Below are 21,380 nucleotides of genomic sequence, written 5' to 3'. Positions count from 1 at the left end.
ATGCCGCGCAGGATCGTCCTCTGCCTCGACGGCACGAGCAACCAGGTGGGGGCCCGGTATCCGACCAACGTCGTCCGGCTGTACGAGATGCTGGAGGCGGACGACCCCGCACGCCAGCTTCTGTACTACGACCCCGGTGTCGGCACCATGTCGTCGGCGGGCGCCCACGGCCCGGTCGGCCGCGGGATGTCCCGGGTCTCCGGTCTCGCCCTGGGCGCCGGGCTGAGGGCCAACCTCGCCGAGGCGTACACGTACCTGATGCAGCACTGGGAGCCCGGCGACCACGTGTACGTCTTCGGCTTCAGCCGCGGGGCCTACACCGCCCGTGCGCTGGTCGGCATGCTCAACAAGCCCGGGCTCATGCGTCCCGGCTCGGAGAACCTCGTCCCGTACGCGGTCGGCAAGTACGCCTTCAACCACGACATCGACAGAAGCGAACGGGAAGTGGCGCGCTTCTCCCACGCGTTCTGCCGGCGGACCGAGCACGAGCCGCTGTGGGCGGAGGTCAAGCGCAACTCTCCGCGGCAGGTCTCCCATCACGCGCTGCCCGTCGCCTACCTCGGCGTCTGGGACACGGTGAAGGCCGCGGGCATCCTCCGCCTGGGCACGCTGCACTGGCCGTACACGCACCAGCTGCCCAACGCGGCCCGCATCCGGCACGCCGTCTCCCTCGACGAACAGCGGCGCCCGTTCCGCGAGTTCCTGGTGACCCGCCGTCCGGGGCCGCTGCGTGACACGGCGCAGGAGGTGTGGTTCGCCGGTGTGCACTCGGACGTCGGCGGCACCTTCCCGCACGCTCAGGGCGCGCCGCTGCTGTCGACGATCACGCTGAAGTGGATCACGGATGGTGTCGTGCAGGACCTGGACTTCCGCCCCGGCGCGTACGGGGAGGCCTGCGCGGTGACCGAGGACTTCGCCGACGCCGCACTCCACCCCAACGGCCCGCTGTGGATCCTGGCCGGCCGGCGCTCGCGCCGCCTGCCGCGGGACGCCGTGCTGCACACGAGCGTGCGGCTGCGCCGGGAACGTGACCCGGGCTACCGCCCGGACCTCCCCGACCCCGCGGACTCGGCCCGCTGGGCGGACCCGGACTGGACCAAGCCGGCACATCCGCAGGTCGGTTGACCGGCACCCCAGAGCCGGTGCGTCCACGGCGGCCGGACGCGCCGAGCGGGTACCGCGGCTGCCGGCACCGTGTCCGGGACACCCGGGGAGCCCACGGGCCGGACGGAGGAACGGGCCGATAGGCTGCTGGTCATGTCCACAGCACCTCGCAGGACCGTCGTCGGTGCCGCGGCTCTCGCCGGGGTCTGCCTGTCCGGCCTCCTCGGCTGTTCGTCCGGATCCGGCCACGGCGACGACGAGAGCCGCTCCCCCGTGCTGAAGCGGCTGGGCACCCTGGCCGTCGGCATCGGCAAGGGCCAGGTGACGTACCTCGACGCCGCCACGGCGCGCAGGCTCGACAAGGACGGCAAGAAGCGGTTCGCCGTCGTCGGGCAGCCGGGCCTCGCCCTGCTGAACGGTTACCGACCGGGACCGTGGGCGCAGCATCTCAAGGCCGACCAGATCGACACCGCGATCGACGCCCGGGACGCGGGTCGCTGGGAGGGGTCGTTCGACGCGGCGGCCATCACCGGGTCGCTGAAGGCGAACGGCTACGTCCCCGCCGACGAGGACGGCAGGCAGACCTGGAAACCCGCCCACGGCAAGGGGGTGGCCCTACAGGTCTCCGAGGACACGATCCTCTACTCCACCCCGGGCACCAGCCGCATGTCGGCCGTTCACCCTGAGAACGGCTCCTCGCTGGCCGACGTCGAGGAGTACCGGCGCGCGGCCGGATGTCTGGGCGACGTCTACCGGGCCGACTTCAACCCGTTCACCCCCGCCAAGCCGGTACGCCTGTCCGCGCTCGGCCAGCGGGCCGACTCCGCGGGCCGCAACACCGAAGTGCTGTGCGCCGTGACGAAGGACGAGGCGACCGCCCGCCGCCTGGCGGCCAGGCTGCGCTCGGTCGTCCGTGACAAGGCACCCCGGTACGACGGCACGGAGGTGAGCGTGGAGAAGGGCGAACAGCCCCTGGTGCGGGCGGCCGTCCCGGACACCGCAGCTCAACGGCCGGGCCGGATGCTGGTCTTGGACTTCGACCTGTGGATGGCCGTCGTCAAGCTGTGAGCGGGACCGGCCGCCGGCCCGTGCGGATCAGTTCGGGTTGTCCCCGTGCGTCAGGGTCTCCCAGGCGACGAAGAGGTTGTTGCTGCCCGCCGGCCGGTTCTGCCCGGTCAGCGCCTGGGTGTTGGTCATGGCGATGCCCAGGCGGTTGTGCAGCGCGTTGTAGCCGACCTCGGTGACCGGGCCCAGCCCCCGCTTCACGGTGCCACCGCACAGCCAGTTCGGGACGGCCGCGCCCAGCTCGTACCTGGACTGGAAACCGAGCGCCTGCCGCAGCCGTTCGCCGACGTCGGTGCCGTACAGGTCCTGCCCCTGGATCCGGCTGGTCTCGGCGACGTGCGAGACGGCGGAGATGCCGTACCCGGTGTGGGTGAAGTCGCGGCAGGTCTCCTGGGTGAGGCCGGTGACGAAGGTGGACTGGCCCTGCCAGTAGGAGACGATCTTGTCGCGGGTGTTCAGGTTCTGGCTCGGTACGGTCTTCGGCAGGTCGCCGTCGGAGGCGAGGTACACATAGGCGGCCGTGCGGGTGCGGAACCTGGCCATGGCCTTGTCGTACGACGCCTTGTCCTCCAGGAAGACGGAGATGCCGACGGCCGCCTCCGTCATCGACAACTCCCAGTTGCCGTTGGAGTCGGAGCCGTTGATGATCTCGGGCAGGTAGACGTCGCGGAGCATGGTCGCGAACCGGCCGGAGCCGGCCCAGGTACCGGTGTACGTGTACTTGATGATCTCGGCGGCCTTCGGCCAGGTGGAGCCGGCCCAGCCCGTCTGCAGCGGTGCGTTGCTGTTGGTGTGGTCCCTGAGCACGGCGGACCAGGCGTCCATCAGCTCGATCGCCTTCTTGGCGTAGCGCTCGTCACGGGTGACGTACCAGGCGAGCGCGTCCGTGTAGGCCGCGATGGCGTCCTCGCGTTCGTCGGTGCAGCCGTAGTCGGGGTTGGAGTCATAGGCGCGGACCATGCACCCGTCAAGTGGGCAGGAAGCAGGCGGTGTTCACGAACCCACTGCCGACTCTCGGCCAACTCGGCGCCGATACCGGCCACTTCGGCTCTTCCCCGCACCGTGCGCGGTGGTGGAGACTCCCCCAGCCGGGCGTGCCGTCGACCGGTCGCCCCGCTTCCCCCACTTCCGACCCCCAAGGGCTGCCCATGCCGATATCACCAGCCGTGCCCCGGCTCGCCGTCGCCGCGGTGGGATTCCTGCTCGCGGCCACCACGGCCACCACGGCCTCCGCCGCCACGCCGCCGCACCCGGCTCCCGCCCGGACCGCCACCGCTCCGCCGCACACCACCCCCGCCCGGACGGCGGCCCGCGCGACGCACCAGGCCACGTGGTACGCGCCGCTGTCCACCCGGGGCCGCTACATCGTCGACGCCCACGGCGACCGCTTCCGGCTGAAGGGCGCCAACTGGGACGGCGCGCAGGGCTCGTGGACCGGCAGCGGCAGCGCCGACGACCCCGCCCGGCACCACGCCGGGCAGGACTCCCACGGCATACCGCTCGGCCTCGACCGTGCGCCGCTGCCCGAACTGCTCGCCGACTTCCACTCGCTGGGCGTCAACACCATCCGGCTGCCGTTCTCCAACGAGATGATCCACGGCACGGCACCCGTGCCCGACAGTGCCGTGACGGCCAACCCCCAGCTCCGCGGCAGAACACCGCTGGAGATCTACGACGCCGTGGTCGAGGCGCTCAGCCGGAGCGGCTTCGCCGTGATCCTCAACAACCACACCAACACGTCCCGGTGGTGCTGCGGCATCGACGGCAACGAGCGGTGGAACAGCGGGCAGTCCACCGGCCGGTGGGCGGACGACTGGGTGTTCATGGCCCGGCGCTACGCCTCCGTCCCGGGCGTGGTCGGCGCCGACCTGTACAACGAGGTCCGCCGGGACGTGCTGGACGACCCCAACTGGGGCCTGGGGGACGGCCACGACTGGTACGGCGCGGCCCAGCTCGCCGCCGACCGCATTCTCACCGAGGCGAACCCGCGCCTCCTCGTCGTGATCGAGGGGATCAACTGGACCGGGGTGCCCGTGGACGGGCTGCCGCACGGGCGGCCCGTGCTCAGCCCCGCCCGCACCCTCTCGCACACCCTCGTGGACTCCCACAAGCTGGTCTACTCCGCCCACTTCTACGGCTACACCGGGCCGCACCACAGCGGCGCCACCGGCATCGGCGAGACCCACGACGCCCGCTACCAGGACCTGTCCCGCACCGAGCTGGCCGCGGCCCTCGACGACGAGGCGTTCTTCGTGGAGGAGTCCGGCCGGCACTACACGGCGCCCGTCTGGGTGAGCGAGTTCGGCATCGGTTCGGGCGAGACGAACCCGGCGGCCCGTACCTGGTTCGGCAACGTCACCGACTACCTCGCCGGTCATGACGCCGACTTCGCGTTCTGGCCGCTGGTCGGCTTCGAGGGCCACGACGACTGGGCGCTGCTGCGCTACGACGGCGCGGGGCACCGCTCCGGCATCCTCGACGCCGGCGACTGGCGCGCCGCCGCCTGGCAGCACCTGGTGGACGCGCCCGGCAGGACCGGTGCCGTGACACCCGTCCCCGTCTGGCGCATGCTCGGCACCGATCACGGCGACGCGGTGGCGTCCCTGCGGGTGCGCGCCACGGGGGACTGGGACCCGGGAGCCCGCAAGGCTGCCTGCCCGGACGGTTCGCGGCTGGCCGGGCTGAGCCACACCGGCGGGCGGGGCCTGTGCACCGATGCCGGCGCGGGGGATCTGCGGGCCACCGAGGGCCGCCAGACGGTCGTCACCGACGAACGTCACGTACCGGCCGGTGGCGACTGGGCGTCGGGCTACACCAAGTTCCAGTGCCCGGCGGGCGAGTTCCTCATCGGCTACAGCCTGCGCGGCACACGCGTGTCGGCCGCGCTGTGCGCCCCGGCACGGGCCGCCCTGTCCGGCGCCGGGCGCACGGTGTGGTTCGACCGGTCCGACAGCCGTCCCGCCGACGCGGACGGCGGGGACTTCGCGTACGGCCACTACAAGGGGCAGTGCGCGACGGACGAGTACGCCGCCGGTATCGCCTTCACCACCCGGGTGGCCGCCCGCCCCGGCCCGGCGGCCCTGCTCTGCCGCACGCTGCCCTGACGCAGCGGGCACCGGCGCCCTGGCCGGCCGGCGTCGTCACCGGGCCCGCCCGCACGGGCCCGGCCTCGGGGCGGGGGCGGCCTCGGGGTGGGGGCGGGGTTCGCGGGCCTCGAAGGGGTCCGGGTGCGGCGAGCGGGTGACGCCCGCCGCGATCGTGGTCATCCGGGCACGGGAACCGGCCGGGCGCCCAGGCGTCCGGCCCGGTGCAGCCCCGTGACCAGCCCGGCGCACCGAGCCCGGTCGCGGCCAGTACCGCCCACGGCAGCCATCGCACCCCCGTGTCGAACAGCGCCCCGACGGCCAGGTTGCCCAGCGAGACCGCGATGCCGGAGGCGGTGTTGTAGGCGCCGTAGTACGTGGCGACGAGCCGGTCGCCGGAGAGCCGTACCACGGTGTCCATCTCGAACGGGTAGAGCAGCGCCCCACCCCAGGCCAGCAGCACCGCGCACAGCGTCAGGGCCGCCGCCCCGGCCAGGGCGCCGTGCGTCCGCGGCAGCAGGGGCAGGAAGGCGGCGCCCATGACCACCAGTCCGCAGGCGACGGCCCGCGGCCCGGACAGGGTGCGCTGCGCCCACGCGGTCAGCTTCAGCTGCCCCGCGAGCGCGGCCAGCGCGGAGGCGGCGAAGACCGCGGCGGTGACCGGTCCGGTGTGCCGGCCGAAGAGTTCACGGGCGTGCAGCGGCAGGGCGAGGTAGACCTGGAAGGCAAGGACGTAGGAGCCGCTCATGGCGGCCGCGAAGAGGAGGAAGGCCCGGTTGGCGGCGAGCGTCCGCCAGTCGGCGGCGACCGCGCGCCAGGCGGGTCCGGCCCCACGGCCGGCCGGAGGCCGCGCGGGCAGGGCGCGGGACTGGAGCACGGCCAGGGCGCCGAAGATGAGTGCCGCGGCCGTGCACACCGCGCTGAAGTCCCAGGCCAGCAGGGCCAGTCCGGCAAGGGGGCCGATCAGGATGCCCGCCTGGTAGAAGACGTTGAAGGCGGCGAACGCGGCCACCCGCCGCTCCTCCCCCGCGTCCGCCGCGAGGTACGCCCGTACAGCCGGGTTGAACAGCGCCCCCGCCAGCCCGGTCAGGGCCGAGGCCGCCACCAGGGCGGGCAGCGAACCCGCCACCGCCAGCAGCCCGAACGCGACCGACCGCAGGGCGCATCCGGTGAGGATCATCGGCTTGCAGCCGTAGCGGTCGGCGAGGGTGCCGCCGACGAGGAACATGCCCTGCTGCGAGAAGTTGCGCACCCCCAGCACCAGGCCGACCGCCCAGGCGGCGAGGCCGAGGCCGTGGGCCAGGTGGTCGGCCAGGTAGGGCATCAGCATGTAGAAGCCCAGGTTGATGGCGAACTGGTTCACCATCAGCAGCCGGGCCGGCCGGTCGAAGGCGGCCGTCCGGTCCCACAGGCGCCTCACCGGACACCCGCCTTCGCCAGATCCCGCGCGAGCGGATCGCGGACCCGGGCGCACCGGGTCCACCGCGTCACCACGCAGGCGTCCGGCTCGGCGATCTCGTCGGGCTCGGGCGGCGCCTTCCGCCCGAGGAGCGCGTGGTCGCGGCACCAGGCGTCGTCGTAGACGGTCTGGAGGTAGCGGTGCGGGCCGTCGGGGAAGATCGCGGCGACCCGGGTCCCGGCGGGGTACGTCCGTGCCGCCCACCCGGCCACCAGCGCCACCGCTCCGACGCTCCAGCCGCCGGAGGCGTAGTGCAGGCGGGCGAGTTGCCGGCAGGCCCAGACGGCCTCGGCCGGTCCCACCCAGTGGACCTCGGCGAAGGCCGCGTAGTCGACGTTGCCGGGGTGGATGCTGGAGCCGAGGCCGCGCATCAGCCGCGGCCCGGCCGGCTGGCCGAAGATCGCCGAGCCGACCGAGTCCACGCCGATGAGCGTCAGCCGCGGGAAGGTCTCGCGCAGCACGGCGGAGACGCCGGCGGAGTGTCCGCCGGTGCCGACCGCCGCCACCAGCACGTCGACCCGTCCGAGCTGGGTGATCAGCTCGGCCGCGAGGGGCCGGTAGGCGGCGGCGTTGTCGGGGTTGCGGTACTGGTCCGGGCAGTACGCTCCCGGGGTGCGCGCCAGCACGTCGGCGACACGCTCGCGGCGCGCCTCCTGCCAGCCGCCCTCGGGGTGCGGCGCGGTGACCTGGAGGACGTGTGCGCCGAGCGCGGTGAGCAGGCGCACCACCGGAGGTTCCATGCCGGGGTCGGTCACGACGGTGACCGGGTGGCCGTAGGTCAGCCCGGCCAGGGCGAGGCCGAGTCCGAGCGTGCCGCTGGACGACTCGACGATCGGCGCGCCCGGGCGGAGTTCGCCACGTCGCCGGGCCTCGCGGACCATGTACAGGGCCGGCCGGTCCTTGAGGCCGCCCGGGTTGGCGCCCTCCAGCTTGGCGTGGAAGCCGCGGCCGGGCGGGGCGAACGGCTCGTCCACCCACAGGACCGGGGTGTTGCCGACGAGATGGGCGGGGCGCCGGGCGGTCAGCGGACTCGGGGTGCGCGCCCCGGACGGTTCGGGCAGGGAGAGGTGCATGCGGGTACGGCTCCTTCGCGCCCGGCGGCGGTGCGGCGGACGCTGTGGGGGTGGGGCAGGGCGCTCGGGCACGTGCCGGCCCGCGGGCGGGTCCGGGGCGTGCGGGCGCCGGACTACTGCCGCAGCACTCGGACGACCGCGAGTGAGGAGCCCTTCCCGCGGGAGCCCCGCACACCGGCCCGCCTGCTCCACCCGGTGGGGGCCGGGCGCCCGCGCGATGCGGCGGGAAGGACGGGCTCGGGCGGCTCGCCGTCGAGTCCGGTGTCGTCCAGGGCGGCGCGCGGCCGGTCCGCCGTGTGACCGAGGTGGCCGTCCGCCGCGTGCCGGTGACCAGGGGGCGGCACCATCCCGCCCGCGCCCCCGGCCCCGTCCGCCGGGTGCGCGACGTCCCGTGCCACCACTGCACTCGGGTCCGCCCCGGCGAAGGAGCAGGCGTGCACCGCGCCGGTGAGATGGGCGGCGATCACCAGGACCAGCCCGACCAGCAGGGCGGCACGGCGGGAACGCCCCGCGTGCCCGCCACAGCCGACCCATGACCCGATCACATGCGCAGCGTAATCACCAAGTGACGTGCTGTCATGGCGTGGGCGGCACGGCGCGTCCGGAGGACCTCCTGGCAACCGCGGCCCCGCGCACCCGACCACCGCGCAAGGCCTGCGTCCACGCTCGCCATCGCGCCCGGGCCGTGTTCGCGACCCTGATCGCCATCGCGCCCAGGCCGTGCCCTCGGTCCTGGTCGCCACCGCGCCCAGGCTGCACCCACGGTTCTGATCACCACCGCGCCCAGGCCGCACCCACGGTCCTGATCGCCCCCGCCCTCGGCGGCGCCGTCGGCGCCGAACCCGTCCCCCCACTCACCCCACCGCCGATGATGCCCCTTCCCCCCGACAGCTCCCGGCCGGTGCCGGACCATTCGGCCCGTCGCGTAGCCGGGCTCGTACCGGCGCGACACCCGACACTCCGGCGGGATGCGCACTATCGCCATCAGCCTCAAGGGACCCGGTTTCAGCCAGGGGTTGACGGAGCATCACCCTGTTCCACAGACCTCGCGGTCATATGTGAGCAATTGCCTTCCAGGTGTTGAACGCCCGGAAGCGGGGGGAGAACGCGCGATGTCGCATCAGTCCGAAAACCCGTCCGACGACGGAATCGGAGACACATCGGAGCAAACCGAAGAACCGGCGCCGCAACAACCGGAGAACGGGGGCGCATCGGGCGGTACCGCCCGCTGGGCCAAGGCCGTCGGTGCGGTGGCCGCGCTCGGCGGCTTCGGCGGCCTGGCCGTCCTCGTGACCTCGCTGACCGGGGTGCTCGCGGCAAGCCCGGACAGCGGACGGCACGACACCGGCTCGCCCACACCCACCGGCTCCCCGACGGTCACCTCCTCGGCCCAGCCGGTGTCGTCGGTGAGGATCGAACGGCCGGCGGCTCGCGACGACGACCAGGCCACAGTCGGTCTGTGCCAGGAGTTCTCGGGCCGTTCGCACCTGGTCGACGGGTACACGCTGTGGCTCGCCGGGCGAGTGGCGGGCGAGACGGACTACACGATCTTCGGCAGGGCGGACGTGTCCGCCTCGACCGGCAAATGGCGTATCACCGCGCAGCTGGGCGGAGACGGCCAGACGGGTGCGGTCTTCGAGGTCGTGGCCGTGCCTGTCCCCGAAACGGTGTCCGAGTACCTGCTGAAGGCCACCGACTACCAGAGCCGTCATCTGGTGCCCCACGGCGACGGCGCCCCGGTCGTCGGACTGCGCGATGCGGCCCTTCCTCCCGGCGCCGACAGGGGGCACAGCGACAGCGTGAAGGTGCGGCGCGGCGACGAGCCCGGGAGCTGCTGAGCGATGCCCAAGTGTCTGACACGGGTCCGGTGTCGAGGAGGCCGGGATGGGTGACACGGTGCATCCCGGCGAGGACGACGGCACCGACGGCTCCCCGGGCGAGAGGGAGCTGGCGAACGGGTCCGGTGTCGAGAAGGCCGGGACGGGTGACACGGTGCATCCCGGCGAGGACGACGGCACCGACGGCTCCCCGGGCGAGAGGGAGCTGCCGCCGGTCGTGCTCGGTTACGCCGCGATGCGGTCGGGGCCCGCGCGACGGCCTCGTATCGTGCGCGCATGGTGGGTCCGGGCGCTCGCCGCGGCCTGTGCGGCGGTGACCTGTCTCCTCTGCGTCGTCCTTCTCCCCCACGGAACGGACACGCGGCGGGAGATCTCGGCCGGGCCCACTCCCCCGCCCGGCCCGACCGGGCTCACGCCTTCGCGGCTCGGTGAATCGGCACGGCACACCCCTTCGCGCCGAACAGGCGGGCCCCCTGCGCGCCGAACAGGCGGGCCCACGGCACCGGTTCATGGCGGCCGGCCGCCGGGCACCGGCACCGGTGAGCCGAGCGGCGGTACCGGGAGATCGTCCGGGGGCGGCTCGCCGGCCAGGAGCGGGACACCGCCGACGGTCCGGGCGAGCACGAAGGCCGGGCCCCGCAACGACGAGGGCGACGGCCCGTCCGGTCACGCCGTCGTCGTCTTCACGGACCCTGCCGCGGACGGCACCGCCTACGTCCCGGTGCCGCACTGTCCGCTCTTCCACGGAACCGCCCTGGTCCCCTCCGGCTACCGGCTGTGGTTCGCCGCGAAGTACAACGGCGAACCCAGATATGCGCTGCACGGTCCGCCGGACGCTCTGACGCGCGGGCCGGGCGGCAGGTCCGCGTGGACCAAGCGCATCGTGCTGGGCAACGACTCCCAGTTCCTGCGGGGCACGGTCATCGCGGTCCTCGTGCCCGCGGACTGGGCCGACTACCTGCTCACGGCCTACGACTTCGACGGCACCCCCGTGGTCGTCCCGCACGGCGCAGAGGTCAGCGGCTTCACCACGGCCGGTCTGCCGCCGCGCTCCCGGGCCGTCGGCGCGCTGAAGGTACGGCGCGCGGAAGGTTCCCGGCCCTGCTCGGCGTCATGAACCGCGGGCAGGACCGCGGTGCCGCGCGGACTCGATGCGGGAAGGCGTCCGCGCGGCCCGTCGTGGGGGACGAGGACGACGGTGGGCGTGGAGGTGGTCATGTCTGCGGTGTCTCCCCGGAGTCAGGCGTGTGCAGGGAGGTAACGGCCAGCCGGGAGCCGTCGAGGCCCTTGCCGGCGCCCTCAAGCACGACCGCTCCCTGGGCCCGGCCGCCGTCCTGACCGGGCCGCAGGCACGGATCCGTGGTCCCGGCGGGGCCCCCGACGCCCGGGGTCCCGCCGGGACTGTCGTGCTCCCGGCCCACGAGGGCGGCGGACGCACGGCGCCGGGCCCGGAATCCGGGGGGATCAGCCGCGCGGCGGATTACCGCGCGGCTTGATGGTGGCGTTGGGCAGGACGGGGGCGGGAAGGCGGTCTCCCGGATAGCCCTCGACGGCGCCGAAGCGATCGGAGGAGTTCTGCCAGTCCTCCCGGGCCTTCACGATGTCCTCGTGGCTCCGGCCGATGAAGTTCCACCACACGACGATCTCCTCCTCGAAGGGGGTTCCGCCGAGGAGGACCGCCCGTGCGGTGGTGTCCGACTCGTTCGTCAGGGTCAGTGCGCCGGGGCCCGGGTGGACGTAACCCAGCTCGGTGGGGCGCAGCAGCACTCCCGCCAGGCGCACCGTCCCCTCGTCGATCAGGAGGCCGTGCTCGAAGCCGGGGTCCACGGCGAGGGTGACGCTCGCCCGCGGGCGGAGCACGATCTCGGCGCCGAGCAGGGGCGTGAAGGTCGGCACCGGGGACACGGACCCGGCGAGGGAGCCCAGGAAGACCCGGATCTCGGCGCCGCCGGTCGTCACGGGCTCGGGAACGTGGTGCCGGAAGTCCCGTGCGGTGTCACGATGTGCCTCCGGCAGGGCCACCCACAACTGCACGCCGTGCAGGACCGTGGTCCGCGGAGTCGAGACCTCCGAGTGGGCGATGCCGTATCCGCCGGTCATGAGGTTCAGTTCACCGGGCCGTACGAAGGCATGACTGCCCAGGCTGTCGCGGTGCTCGATCTCACCGCTGAAGAGCCAGCTCACCGTCTGGAGCCCGGTGTGGGGGTGCGGCGCGACGTCCATGCCGCCGGTCTCGCCGACGTCGTCAGGACCGTAGTGATCGGCGAAGCACCAGGCGCCGATCAGGGTCCGGGCGCGCTGCGGGAGGGTGCGCCGCACGGTCATCGCCCGCGGGCCGCCCAGGGGAACATCGCGCGGGGTAAGGACATCGACTCGGGCCGTCCCGGCCTGCGGCTCGCCGTCCACCGCCGTGCCGCATCGCACTTCCACGGGTTCCGTCTCGACGTTGCTCATCGTGGGTCACCTCTCAGCCCGATAATTGTTCCATATTCAACCATCATGCGGCCAGGCACGCCCGTGCCGCCACGCCGCCGCACCCGTCGCCGACGGGGCGGGCCCCTCCGTGCGACCGCACCCGTCACCGGCGGGCCGACGCCTCCGCCCGGTCGGCGCCGGCCAGCAGGCGGGCCCGTCTGCGGGGCCACCACACCAGGTCGGCCAGGCAGACCACGACCACCAGCCACGAGGCGATGATCTCGCCGGTGGAGCCCGTCAGCGTGTCGTACACGGCGAGAGCGAGCGCGAGCGCGGTGACGAGCAGGACGACCCGGCGGCGCGTCCGGTCCTCCTCCGCCGCCCGCCGCAGGGCGCCGGCGTACTCGACGACCGAAGGCGCCAGCCGGGGATCACCGACGGCCTCACCCCGCCGGGTGGCGCGCACCACGGCCGCCCGGTCGGCGCCGTCCAGGTCCTCGGCCGCGGGCCAGAGCCGGCCCATCCGGCGGGCCGCCCGCGTGCCCTGGAACAGGCTCAGCACCACGAAGACCACCACGGCGCCCGCCCACGACCCCGACTCGACGAGGACGAACGCCCCGAAGAAGACACCGGCGGCGAGACCGGCGCCCACGGCCCGGCCCACCGGTCCCCGGCGCCACAGCCAGCCCGGCACGAGAATCACGAGTCCACGGTGGCCGTCACCCGTCACCGAAGCAATCACCGCACCGGCACGCCGACCACGTCACACGCACACGGCGCACCCCCGCGGACGTGCTCACCGCCCTGCATCACACCCGCACGACGCACCCCCGCGGACGTACTCAACGCCGCCGTCACGCGCGCACGGCGCACCCCCGCGAACCTGCACAGACGATCACCTGCCACGCGCACCGCGTAGCCACGCGGACCTGCCCTCAGCGGCCCCGCCTGCCCGGCCGACCCGGCGGGGCGAGGCGTCCGGGCGGCGGGGCGAGGCGTCCGCTCACTTCCGGTGCAGGCCGCTGGTCGTGCGGGTCCAGCGGGTGCGGGTGGCGCCGAAGCCGGTCTCGTGGTCCCAGATGTGCGTGCACGAGGGGCACTGGAGGTGGAGGAGGCTTCCGGTGTTGGTGAGGAGGTAGCGCCAGTGTTCCGAGCACCTGCTGCCCTGTCCGCACGTGGCGCATCCCAGGTGGTCCTCGCAGTTCGGGCAGGTCACCCAGGCGCGGCGCCCGATGTCCGCCTGGGGATCAAGCGGAAGCACGGCCGTCCCCGCGCCGCGGGAGGACACCAGCGGCGACGAGGGTGTCGTACAGCCGCTGCTGTTCCTCGTCGAGGCCGGAGTACAGCATGTCGTACGCCTCCTCCTCCCCGCGCATCGCCGCGACGGGGTCCCAGTCGTCTTCGAGCGCGGCCATGACGTGGGTTCGCCGGGTCATCTCGTGGCCGGTGAGATCGACGGTGAAGTCGACCGGCTTGTCGGGAAGGGGGGCATTCCGGGGGGACATATGACCGAACTTAGGTAGCCCTTCCCGCCCGCGACAAGGGCACGTGGGAGACATCACAGCCGGCCGGCGACGTGCCGCTGCGTGGCGCCGCCCACCCCATGGACCGGGCCGGACAAACGCGTGGCGCCGCCCACCCGTGGAAACGGGGCGGGCGGCGCCACACAGGGAACCCGGGACTTAGCCGGGGAACGGCTTGGCGGCCTCGTCCTCGGCCTTGATGCACGCGTCCAGCCTCCGCTGGATCGCGGCCGCCTGGTCGAGCGCCTTCCTGGCCGCCGCGGGCTCACCCAGCTGCTTCAGCTGCGCGGCCTTGCGCTTGAGGTTGGCGATCTGCTGACGCATCTCGCCCTTGTTGCACGTGACGGCGGCCTTGGAGACGACCGCGCCGTGGCCGGCCGACGTGGCGGCGTGCGCGGGCACCGAGGTCATCAGGAAACCTCCGGCGATGACCGCGGAGACGGCCAGGGCGGAAAAGCGCTTGGTCATGGGTATCTTTCCCCCAGATAGCGTGCGTTGGTCGAAGTCGATCTTACAAACTCCTTTGAACCGGCCGGTTACCGCCCCCCAACTCCTCACCTGTCCACGGACCTTGATGCCTCCCGGAGGGTGATCTCCTTCGCCGGGTACTGCTTCCGTCACCAGCGGAGGGCCGTGAAGTCGACGGGGCGCGGACGCAGCAGGCGGGTGCGTTCCGTCAGGCCGTGCAGGCGCCGGGACATCTCGTCGGCCGGCAGGCGGCGCCGGTCCCCGTGGCCCGGCAGGACCCACTCGAACCGCAGCCTTCCCACCGTCCTCGCCAGGGAGTCGGCCAGTTCCTCGATGGAGTACCAGGTCACGCTCTCGGCGACTTCCAGGTCACCGGTCGTACGCGACCAGTAGAAGCTGTCACCGCTGAAGCAGTAGCGGTCGTCGGCCACATAGAGGACGCTGCCGCGGGTGTGTCCGGGGAGGGGGTGGACCGTGACGCCCTCGGCGATCTCCAGCGGATCGCGGCCGCGGATCACCTGGTCCGCGTCCGGTGCGGCGTCGAGGTCGCCCTCGTGGATCCACAGCCGTGCCCCGAAGTGGTCGGCGTAGCGGCGGCCGTGGGCGGCGTGGTCGCGATGGGTGAGCAGTACGTCGGTGACGGTGCCGGACGCCGTGTAGCGGTCGGCCAGTTCACGGCTCCAGCGGGGTGTGTCGATCATCATGGCGGTGCCGGACGGCCGCAGCAGCAGGTAGGAGTTGGCGCCCGCGTTGTGCGTCGAGTTGTGCCCGCAGATCAGCACCCCGCCGTCCAGGGCCAGCGGGAACGGGTCGAGTGCCTGGTCCGCGCGGCCGGTGACCGGCCGGATCGAGCGCGTGGGGCAGGCGAAGACCGCCGCGTGTAACCGCCGGTTCTCCGCGTCATCGGCCGGCAGGCGCAGGATCCGCGACTTACCGTCGACCTCTCCGATCAGCTCGGGCGCGAACTGCCGGGCCACATCGCAGTTCGTGCAGCGGTCGTCCACGTACCATCCGTCCACGGTGAACTCCTTCCACGGAGGAATCGGCCTCGGTCGGAGGCCGCCCTTCCAGGGGTATCCCGCGAACCGCCGAATCGGTAGGCCGCGCTGACCTTGCGATTCCGGCGCCGGGGCGCTCTGGGCGATGGCTCATCCGCCGGGTGTGCCACCCGGGTGTGCCCGGCCGCGGACAGGGCAGGAGCGGCGGTAGGGCACGTCGGGCGCGTACACCGACCACTCCCATTCGAGCAGGTCACCGCCCGCGACACGGCAGGCCATGCCGATGGTGTCGGCGGCGGTCTCCGGCTCGTCGCCGAGGTCCCAGAGGAAGACGTTCCTCCCGCTGGCGGTGACCAGGGTGTGTCCGTCCCGGCCGAAGAGCAGGTCGGACACGTCCTCGGGGTGCCTGGCGAGGAGCGTCGCCAGGTGCGGTTCCCTGCGGTTGCCCACGCTCCACATCCAGACGGCGCCGTCCCGGCCCGCGCCGGCCACCAGGCTGCCGCCGGGGTCGAAAGCGGCGCGCTGGAAGGTGACCTCCTTCTCGTCCTCGGGGGCGACGCTGCCAAGCGGGCGGGGATGGCGGGGGTCCCGCACGTCGAACAGCGCCAGCGTGCGGCGGGGCTCCGAGACGCTGCTGACGCCCGCGCCGGCGATGGCGACCGTGCCGCCGTCCGGGCTGAACGCCGTCGCGCCGTACACGCTGTACGTCGCGGCCCGGTCGCTGTACGGATTGACGCTCCTGGGGTCCAGCCGGACAAAGGCCTTGGGGCCGGCCGACACGTCCCACAGGTCGGCGTTCCACAGGGGCCGGTCCATGTCGATCACCAGGTGGCGGCCGTCGGGGCTGAACGACATGTCGGTGAGGGAACCCACTTGGGGCACGTGGGCGGTGCGTTTCGGCCGGGCCGGGTCGGCCACGTTCCACAGGGTGAGGTTCTCGGTTCCGTCGCTCTCGCTGCGGACGGCGAGGAGCGGCGCTCGGGGGGCGAAGGCGAGTTCGTGCGCGTACGACGCCTGGCTGTTCATGCGGCCGACGATGCGCGGACGGGTGCGGTCCGCCACGTTCCACAGCACGACCTGGCCGCCCACGTGGACGCTCGCCAGCAGGGTGCCGTCACTGCTCATGGCGATGTCGTCGACGATGCTGTGCGGGCCGGTGAGCGATGCCAGCGCCTTGGGGTGGGTGCGATCGGTGATGTCCCACAGGTGGACGTCGGTGATCCCGCCGACGGCCAGCGTCCTGCCGTCGGGCGTCAGGGCCAGGCGCGACGTCGAGCCGTCGTTCGGCAGCTTCCCCACGACATGGGCCTTCTGCGCGCTGCCCAGCTTCCAGTGGATGACTTCCGTCTGCTCAGCGGCGAAGGTGTTGACGGAGACCAGGGTGCGCCCGTCCGGCCCGAAGGCCAGGGCATCGACGTCGACGCCGGAGTCGATCTTCGTCCGTACGCTCTTGTGACCCACCAGCCGGTCCTGCTGCCGAGGGGAGCGCCGGTCGTGGACGTCCCAGACGCCTACCGTGCCGTCCGCGCCGGCTGCGGCCAGCCTGGTTCCGTCCCGTGAGAAGGCGAACCCCTTCACCTCGTCGGTGTAGAGCGGCCACTCGGCCAGCCGGACGGGGTCCAGCGGCTCGGAGAGGTCTATGAGCCGGGCGGCGCGACCGTCGACCGTGGCCAGGACCTTGCCGTCCGGGCTGAACCGCAGCAGGCCGTTCGACCCGATGACACGGCCCCCGCGGCGGGGGTGGCGGGGATTCGAGACGTCCCAGGTGCGCACACCGCTGACCGTGTAGTTGTCACCGACGTCGAGGCGGCCGCTGCGGCTGCGGACGAAATCGGACGCGGTGGCGAGCGTACGGCCGCCGGGGGCGAAGGCCACGCTGTCCGCCTCGTAGACGCCTTTGGTGACCGACAGTCTCCTGGGCCGGCCGGGGTCGGAGACGTCCCAGAGAACCAGCGTGGCCCCGCTCCGCGCCGCCGCCTCCGCGTTCTTCTCGTCCCACCAGCCGGTCGCGGCCAGCGTCCTGCCGTCGCCGCTCAGTGCCAGTGCGTCCAGCGAACCCGGCAGACTCGCGGCCCCGGCGTCGAGCGTGGCGAGCCGCCGTGGAGCGGTGCCGGTGCGCAGGTCTTCGAGGTCCCACAGCGTCACCCTGTCGTCGTCGGTGCACCGGGCGGCCAGGATGCGTCCGCCCGGGCCACCGAAGGAGAAGGTCTCGCGTGCGGAGCGGGCGCAGTTCAGCCGGGCCAGGGGGCTGCGCCGGGCGGAGCCGGGGGCCACGTCCCACAGAGTCGCGGCGCCCTTGTCTCCCAGCAGGGCCAGCGTCCGCCCGTCGGGCGCGAGAACCGCGTCCCGGCCCCGCGACGGCAGCAGGGTGCGGCCACGGAAGGGGCTCTCGTGGAGCGTCTCGAAGATCACTCGCCGGGACTCCCCCGACGGACGCAGCGCATGCGCGGCCAGACCCAGCTCCAGGGAGCTGCGCGCATCGGTGTCCCGCAGGTTCTGCGCCTCCGCCAGCAGCGCCCGGTAGGTGGCCAGTTCGCGCTGCCGTTGCGCACTTGTGCGCTGTTCCCTGGCGGTGTCCGCCTGCCGTACGGCGACCACGGCCGAGGTGACCGACGCCACGAGCAGCACGACGAGGGCGACGACCGCCGACTGGAGCAGTCGCACTCGGCGCCGCGCCCCGCGCCGCGCGCTCTCCGCCGCCTCCTCGCTGGCCGCCAGGAACGCCGACTCCCGCTCTCCCGGCAGCCCCAGACCGTCGGAGCGGCGCAGTTGCAACGCCGCCTGGAGCCGGCTGCCGCGGAGCAGGAAGGCGGAGTCGCGTCCGGCGGTGTGCCACTCGTCGGCGGCGGTGCGCAGTTGCTGGCGCAGCAGCAGGGCGGCGGCGTCCTGACCGATCCACTCGCGCAGCCGGGGCCAGGCCCGCAGCAGCGCCTCGTGGGCGATCTGCGCGCTGTCGTGGCCCACGGTGATCAACCGGGCGTCGGCCAGCCGGTCGCGGATCTCCCGCGCGCCCGGCGGCAGCCCGTCCAGCAGACCGGTGAGCGGGGCCGGGTGACGGATGACCACCGAGGTGCCGGTGCCCTCGGGCGGCAGGTGCACCATGCGCAGCAGCAGCTCGCGCAGAGTCCTACGGCCGTCGTCGTCGAGCGCCCGGTACAGGTCCTCGCCGGTGGTGGCCACCGACCGACGGATGCCCCCGGTGGCCTGGTACCCGGTGAGGGTGAGCCGGGCGCCGCTGCGCCGCAGCCACGTCTCGCGCAGGGCGTGCGCGAGGAAGGGCAGTGCGCCGGTGTCGTCGTCGCCGGGGCCTGACTCGCTCAGATCGTTCAGGAGCCGGTCGGCCAGGCCCCTGTCCAGCGTGAGCCCGGCCGCGGCGGCGGGCTGCTCGATCGCGGCGCGCAGGTCCCGCTCCCGCATCGGCGGCACGATGACCTGCCCGTGCTTCAGAGCCCGTTCGAGTTCGGGGTGGGCGAGGCAGCTGCCGTAGTGGTCGGCCCGCAGTCCGAGGACGACCCGGGGGCGGGGGCCCGGGCCGCCGCCCGCCAGGGTGGCGACGAACGCGGCACGTTCCCCGGTGTCGTGACAGTGTGTGAACAGCTCCTCGAACTGGTCGACGACCAGCAGCCGGCACGCGGGCCGCCCGCCCAGCGGCGGCGGGAAGACGCCTGCCTCCAGCTGCGTGCGCACGTCGTGTGTCTCGCGTCCGGTGACTCGCGCCCAGCCTTTCGCCAGGAGGTGCATCGGATGGGGGCCGGGGGCAGGAACGAGCAGGGCGGGCCAGGGTGCCGTGTCGTCGCCGGCCGCCTGCCGCCGCTCGAGCCCGGCGAGCAGCCCCGCCCGCAGCAGGGACGACTTGCCGGCCCCGGAGGCACCGACGACGACCACCGGCCCGGCCGAGCCGCCGTCGTCACCGTCGTCGGGCCCGGCCGTCGTCCCTCCGGTGCCGTCCTCGGCCGCCGGGTGGGACCCGACGGCCTCCAGCAGGCGCTGCACCAGGTCGTCGCGGCCGAAGAAGTGGGCGCTGTCCTCCGCGCGGAACGCGGCGAGGCCGGGGTAGGGGCACGGTACGTCGGCCGGTGGCTCTGCCGCAGCGATCGTATGCGGGGCTTGGTAGGCGCGGTTGCGGGCGAGGACGAGACCGCCCAGGGTGCCGTCGCTCTGCCGGGCGGGCCTGACACGCGTGTCGTCGGCGAACTCCCGCTCCAGCGCCGCATGGAGGCGGTCGGCGGTCAGCCACAGCGGTCCGGCCGGATCGCCCTCGGTGAGCAGCCGCAGCAGCCGCCCGCTGAAGAGGGTGTACCGCTCGCCCTTCGGTGCGAAGGACAGCTCGTACTGCGAGGCGGACGTGAGGAGGAAGCTGCCGCGGGGCCGGGCGGAGGCGAGCGGCCGCCCGAAGGCGCCGTCGCCCCGGGGTACCCGGGCCCGCCCCGAGAAGCAGCAGTCCAGGACGACGAGGCTGCCCTGGGACGCTTCGCCGAGGAGGTCGCGCAGGGTCCGGTAGGGGACGGCGTCGGCGACGCTGCGGTCGGAGGAGCTGAGGCAGGTGGCCAGGTACAGCTCGTCGCCGGGGCCGAGGAGGCCGTGTCCGGCGTAGTGGAGCAGCACGGGGCCGGTCGCTCCGTCGACCGCCTGTTCCACGGCCGTCACGATCTCGGCGGAGGCGGCCCCGGCCGGGACTCTCGTGATCCGCTCGGTCGGCAGGCCGCAGACCTCGTGCAGGGCGTGCCGCAGATCGTCCAGGGTGGCGTCGACGGAGGGCAGTGGGGACAACGTCGACTCGGCGGCGAACGTGCCCGTGCCGATCAGCACGGCCCGCGCGCCGTCGAGCGCCGGCCCGTCGGTCACGACGACAGGTCCCCTCCGCCGGTCCCGCCCGGCCGGCGGTCGCCCCGGCCCTCGCCCGTCCCACCCGGCGGCCGGCTGCCCGGGCCCCGGTGGGTACTTGGCCCGCTCCCCTGCGGTCGCTCCTCGCCGGGCGGCTCCGCGTGGCCCCCGCCGTTCTCCCCGCCCGCTGGCCCGGCCAGGCGTTCGGCCAGGTCGGCGAGTTCCTGTGGGCTGAGGTTGCGGGCCTGCCGCGTCGAGATCTCGATGGTCGTGCCGTCCGCCCGGGTGATGCTGACGGTGTGGTTGCCGCGTCGGCTCTGCACCCAGGCGACGACCGCCCCGGCGAACACGGCGGCGACACCTCCCGGCTCCAGGAGGGCGACCAGGGCGTCGGTGGCCGGCCCCATGGCACCCGGTGGCTCCGCCGTAGGCCGCTGCCGGACGATGCGTCCGCGCAGTTCCGGCTCGTTCAGCAGCCAGCCCCGAAGCTCCTCGACGCCGTCCGGGCGCCCAGCCGCCTGCACTGTCAAGACCGTACGCATGCGTCGTTCCCCCCGCGACGTCTGCCCTCTCCCGACTGGACCGGACAACCCGCTCGCAAAGGCTACCCATGCGCCACACGCGCGTACCAGAGGCGTACGACTCCCTGGCCGCCCGACCGACTCCCCCCCCGTACGGAACTTCGCGCATCGCTACGCCCCCGGGCAGCATCACCCGGCCACCGCAGGGCCGACGACCGGGCCGCCTTCCTCTCCAGCCGCTCGCGGTCGCGCCGGAACTCAGTCGAAGAGCGCGTTGTCGACGTTGTCCTGCCAGTAGGTGACGGTGGCGGCGCTGTTGAAGTAGACCCCGTCGCCGGGCAGTTTCAGCGTCTTCTCGGCGCCGACCGAGCCGTTCATCGCCCGGTTGGAGAAGAACACACCGAGCGTCTTCGCCGTGTAGCCCTCGACCCCGTCGGGCGTGGAGGTCGTGATGCCCGCGTAGGCGGACTCACCCGGAGCGAGGGTGACCACCGCCTGCGGGACGGTGGCGTCGTTCCACGCCACGGCAGCCTGGGCATCTGCCCCGGCCTTGAGGTAGGGGGCGCCGTAGGCGTTGCACGGCTGGGTGCCGGTGTTGGTGGCCTTGAGCAGCAGGTGGTTGATGGGCCGCGTCACCTGGGTGACCGTCAACTTGGTCTGAGCGGTGGAACAGGCGTTGATCGTGGCGGCCTTGGCTGCCTTGCCGGGGGCGGCCTCGGCCGACTGGGCCGCCGCCAGTCCGCCGACCAGCGCCAGCGCGGCGACGAGAACGGACGGAGCCGCGGCAGGGGTGGTGAAGCGGTTGAACTTGCGCATGGATGAACTGCTTTCTGTGCAGTGGTGCGGAGTGTGGTGCCTGACAAGGGATCGTCCGGGAGCCCATGGCACCGGTCCCACGGACGGACGAGTCCGGGACTCATGGCGCCGGATTCCGGACGGATGTGCCGGGATGCATGGCGCCGGGTCGGACCGATGAGCCGGGGGCTCGCGACGCCGGGACCACGGACGA

17 protein-coding genes and 2 pseudogenes are annotated in these 21,380 nt (G+C 73.5%); 5 read left to right on the top strand and 14 right to left on the bottom strand.

The window, feature by feature from the left end; all coding sequences use genetic code 11:
• Both JK361_RS06655 and JK361_RS06650 read left to right on the top strand, forming a co-directional pair.
• Entirely contained in the window at nucleotides 1–1,125 is a 1,125-nt protein-coding gene (locus JK361_RS06655; RefSeq protein WP_201814710.1) for a T6SS phospholipase effector Tle1-like catalytic domain-containing protein, read from the top strand.
• Between the two features lie 132 nt (nucleotides 1,126–1,257).
• Complete coding sequence (locus JK361_RS06650; RefSeq protein WP_236052515.1) at nucleotides 1,258–2,172, top strand: hypothetical protein; 915 nt, start codon at nucleotides 1,258–1,260, stop codon at nucleotides 2,170–2,172.
• 27 nt (nucleotides 2,173–2,199) lie between these two features.
• Here the strand turns inward: JK361_RS06650 and JK361_RS06645 are convergent.
• Nucleotides 2,200–3,111 (bottom strand): annotated as a pseudogene (locus JK361_RS06645) (alginate lyase family protein); the annotation flags it as partial.
• 206 nt (nucleotides 3,112–3,317) lie between these two features.
• Between JK361_RS06645 and JK361_RS06640 the strand changes: the two are divergent.
• Complete coding sequence (locus JK361_RS06640) at nucleotides 3,318–5,273, top strand: glycoside hydrolase family 5 protein (protein WP_201814709.1); 1,956 nt, start codon at nucleotides 3,318–3,320, stop codon at nucleotides 5,271–5,273.
• Nucleotides 5,274–5,309: 36 nt separating this feature from the next.
• Here the strand turns inward: JK361_RS06640 and JK361_RS41995 are convergent, their stop codons facing one another.
• The 4 genes and pseudogenes from JK361_RS41995 to JK361_RS06625 all read right to left on the bottom strand — a co-directional run bounded on the left by JK361_RS41995 (nucleotide 5,310) and on the right by JK361_RS06625 (nucleotide 8,329).
• The gene (locus tag JK361_RS41995; RefSeq protein ID WP_268983123.1) at nucleotides 5,310–5,435 is read right to left on the bottom strand and encodes a hypothetical protein; all 126 of its coding nucleotides are present in this window, start codon (nucleotides 5,433–5,435) and stop codon (nucleotides 5,310–5,312) included.
• Nucleotides 5,432–6,672, bottom strand: a pseudogene (locus JK361_RS06635) (MFS transporter). The gene JK361_RS41995 and the pseudogene JK361_RS06635 overlap by 4 nt, the downstream one beginning before the upstream one ends.
• Nucleotides 6,669–7,784 carry a PLP-dependent cysteine synthase family protein gene (locus tag JK361_RS06630; protein WP_201814708.1) on the bottom strand — a complete coding sequence of 372 codons (1,116 nt, stop codon included), beginning with the start codon at nucleotides 7,782–7,784 and terminating at the stop codon, nucleotides 6,669–6,671. Before JK361_RS06630 ends, JK361_RS06635 begins: the two are co-directional and overlap by 4 nt.
• Nucleotides 7,785–7,897: 113 nt before the next feature.
• On the bottom strand, nucleotides 7,898–8,329 hold the full coding sequence (locus tag JK361_RS06625) for a hypothetical protein (protein ID WP_201814707.1): 432 nt from the start codon (nucleotides 8,327–8,329) through the stop codon (nucleotides 7,898–7,900).
• 423 nt (nucleotides 8,330–8,752) lie between these two features.
• On the opposite strand from JK361_RS06625, the gene JK361_RS06620 reads away from it, so the two are divergent.
• Nucleotides 8,753–9,622 (top strand): hypothetical protein, encoded by an 870-nt coding sequence (locus tag JK361_RS06620; protein ID WP_201814706.1) that lies wholly within the window; start codon nucleotides 8,753–8,755, stop codon nucleotides 9,620–9,622.
• 46 nt (nucleotides 9,623–9,668) lie between these two features.
• A complete protein-coding gene (locus JK361_RS06615) occupies nucleotides 9,669–10,739 on the top strand; it encodes a hypothetical protein (RefSeq protein ID WP_201814705.1) in 1,071 nt (356 codons plus the stop codon).
• Between the two features lie 347 nt (nucleotides 10,740–11,086).
• On the opposite strand, the gene JK361_RS06610 is transcribed toward JK361_RS06615, so the two are convergent.
• The 9 genes from JK361_RS06610 to JK361_RS06570 form a co-directional block, all read right to left on the bottom strand.
• A complete protein-coding gene (locus JK361_RS06610; RefSeq protein WP_201814704.1) occupies nucleotides 11,087–12,076 on the bottom strand; it encodes a pirin family protein in 990 nt (329 codons plus the stop codon).
• A 124-nt stretch (nucleotides 12,077–12,200) separates the two neighbouring features.
• Nucleotides 12,201–12,740: a hypothetical protein gene (locus JK361_RS06605; protein ID WP_201814703.1), complete on the bottom strand. Its 540-nt coding sequence runs from the start codon at nucleotides 12,738–12,740 to the stop codon at nucleotides 12,201–12,203.
• 300 nt (nucleotides 12,741–13,040) lie between these two features.
• Nucleotides 13,041–13,298 (bottom strand): hypothetical protein, encoded by a 258-nt coding sequence (locus tag JK361_RS06600; RefSeq protein ID WP_201814702.1) that lies wholly within the window; start codon nucleotides 13,296–13,298, stop codon nucleotides 13,041–13,043.
• Nucleotides 13,285–13,542 carry a DUF6400 family protein gene (locus tag JK361_RS06595; RefSeq protein ID WP_201814701.1) on the bottom strand — a complete coding sequence of 86 codons (258 nt, stop codon included), beginning with the start codon at nucleotides 13,540–13,542 and terminating at the stop codon, nucleotides 13,285–13,287. The genes JK361_RS06600 and JK361_RS06595 overlap by 14 nt, the downstream gene beginning before the upstream one ends.
• A 177-nt stretch (nucleotides 13,543–13,719) precedes the next feature.
• Entirely contained in the window at nucleotides 13,720–14,028 is a 309-nt protein-coding gene (locus tag JK361_RS06590; RefSeq protein ID WP_201814700.1) for a hypothetical protein, read from the bottom strand.
• A gap of 149 nt (nucleotides 14,029–14,177) precedes the next feature.
• On the bottom strand, nucleotides 14,178–15,047 hold the full coding sequence (locus JK361_RS06585; protein ID WP_201814699.1) for an MBL fold metallo-hydrolase: 870 nt from the start codon (nucleotides 15,045–15,047) through the stop codon (nucleotides 14,178–14,180).
• A gap of 129 nt (nucleotides 15,048–15,176) precedes the next feature.
• Nucleotides 15,177–19,871, bottom strand: coding sequence for a caspase, EACC1-associated type (locus tag JK361_RS06580; protein WP_201814698.1), 4,695 nt, complete (start codon nucleotides 19,869–19,871; stop codon nucleotides 15,177–15,179).
• Nucleotides 19,868–20,374, bottom strand: a complete 507-nt coding sequence (locus JK361_RS06575) for an effector-associated constant component EACC1 (RefSeq protein ID WP_201814697.1) — start codon at nucleotides 20,372–20,374, stop codon at nucleotides 19,868–19,870. Before JK361_RS06575 ends, JK361_RS06580 begins: the two co-directional genes overlap by 4 nt.
• Before the next feature lie 255 nt (nucleotides 20,375–20,629).
• Nucleotides 20,630–21,187, bottom strand: coding sequence for a DUF4232 domain-containing protein (locus tag JK361_RS06570; RefSeq protein ID WP_201814696.1), 558 nt, complete (start codon nucleotides 21,185–21,187; stop codon nucleotides 20,630–20,632).
• Nucleotides 21,188–21,380 lie beyond the last annotated feature (193 nt).

It is taken from the genome of Streptomyces musisoli (genome assembly GCF_016741855.1).
GTDB classification, from domain to species: Bacteria; Actinomycetota; Actinomycetes; order Streptomycetales; family Streptomycetaceae; genus Streptomyces; species Streptomyces musisoli.
Note: the sequence above shows the minus strand (reverse complement) of the source record. Positions and strands in the feature narration are given on the sequence as shown.

Coding starts and splice junctions, on each gene's coding strand:
- JK361_RS06655 (WP_201814710.1), top strand. CDS start 1: ATGCCGCGCAGGATCGTCCTCTGCCTCGACGGCACGAGCAACCAGGTG.
- JK361_RS06650 (WP_236052515.1), top strand. CDS start 1,258: ATGTCCACAGCACCTCGCAGGACCGTCGTCGGTGCCGCGGCTCTCGCC.
- JK361_RS06640 (WP_201814709.1), top strand. CDS start 3,318: ATGCCGATATCACCAGCCGTGCCCCGGCTCGCCGTCGCCGCGGTGGGA.
- JK361_RS41995 (WP_268983123.1), bottom strand. CDS start 5,435: ATGACCACGATCGCGGCGGGCGTCACCCGCTCGCCGCACCCGGACCCC.
- JK361_RS06630 (WP_201814708.1), bottom strand. CDS start 7,784: ATGCACCTCTCCCTGCCCGAACCGTCCGGGGCGCGCACCCCGAGTCCG.
- JK361_RS06620 (WP_201814706.1), top strand. CDS start 8,753: ATGCGCACTATCGCCATCAGCCTCAAGGGACCCGGTTTCAGCCAGGGG.
- JK361_RS06615 (WP_201814705.1), top strand. CDS start 9,669: ATGGGTGACACGGTGCATCCCGGCGAGGACGACGGCACCGACGGCTCC.
- JK361_RS06610 (WP_201814704.1), bottom strand. CDS start 12,076: ATGAGCAACGTCGAGACGGAACCCGTGGAAGTGCGATGCGGCACGGCG.
- JK361_RS06595 (WP_201814701.1), bottom strand. CDS start 13,542: ATGTCCCCCCGGAATGCCCCCCTTCCCGACAAGCCGGTCGACTTCACC.
- JK361_RS06590 (WP_201814700.1), bottom strand. CDS start 14,028: ATGACCAAGCGCTTTTCCGCCCTGGCCGTCTCCGCGGTCATCGCCGGA.
- JK361_RS06570 (WP_201814696.1), bottom strand. CDS start 21,187: ATGCGCAAGTTCAACCGCTTCACCACCCCTGCCGCGGCTCCGTCCGTT.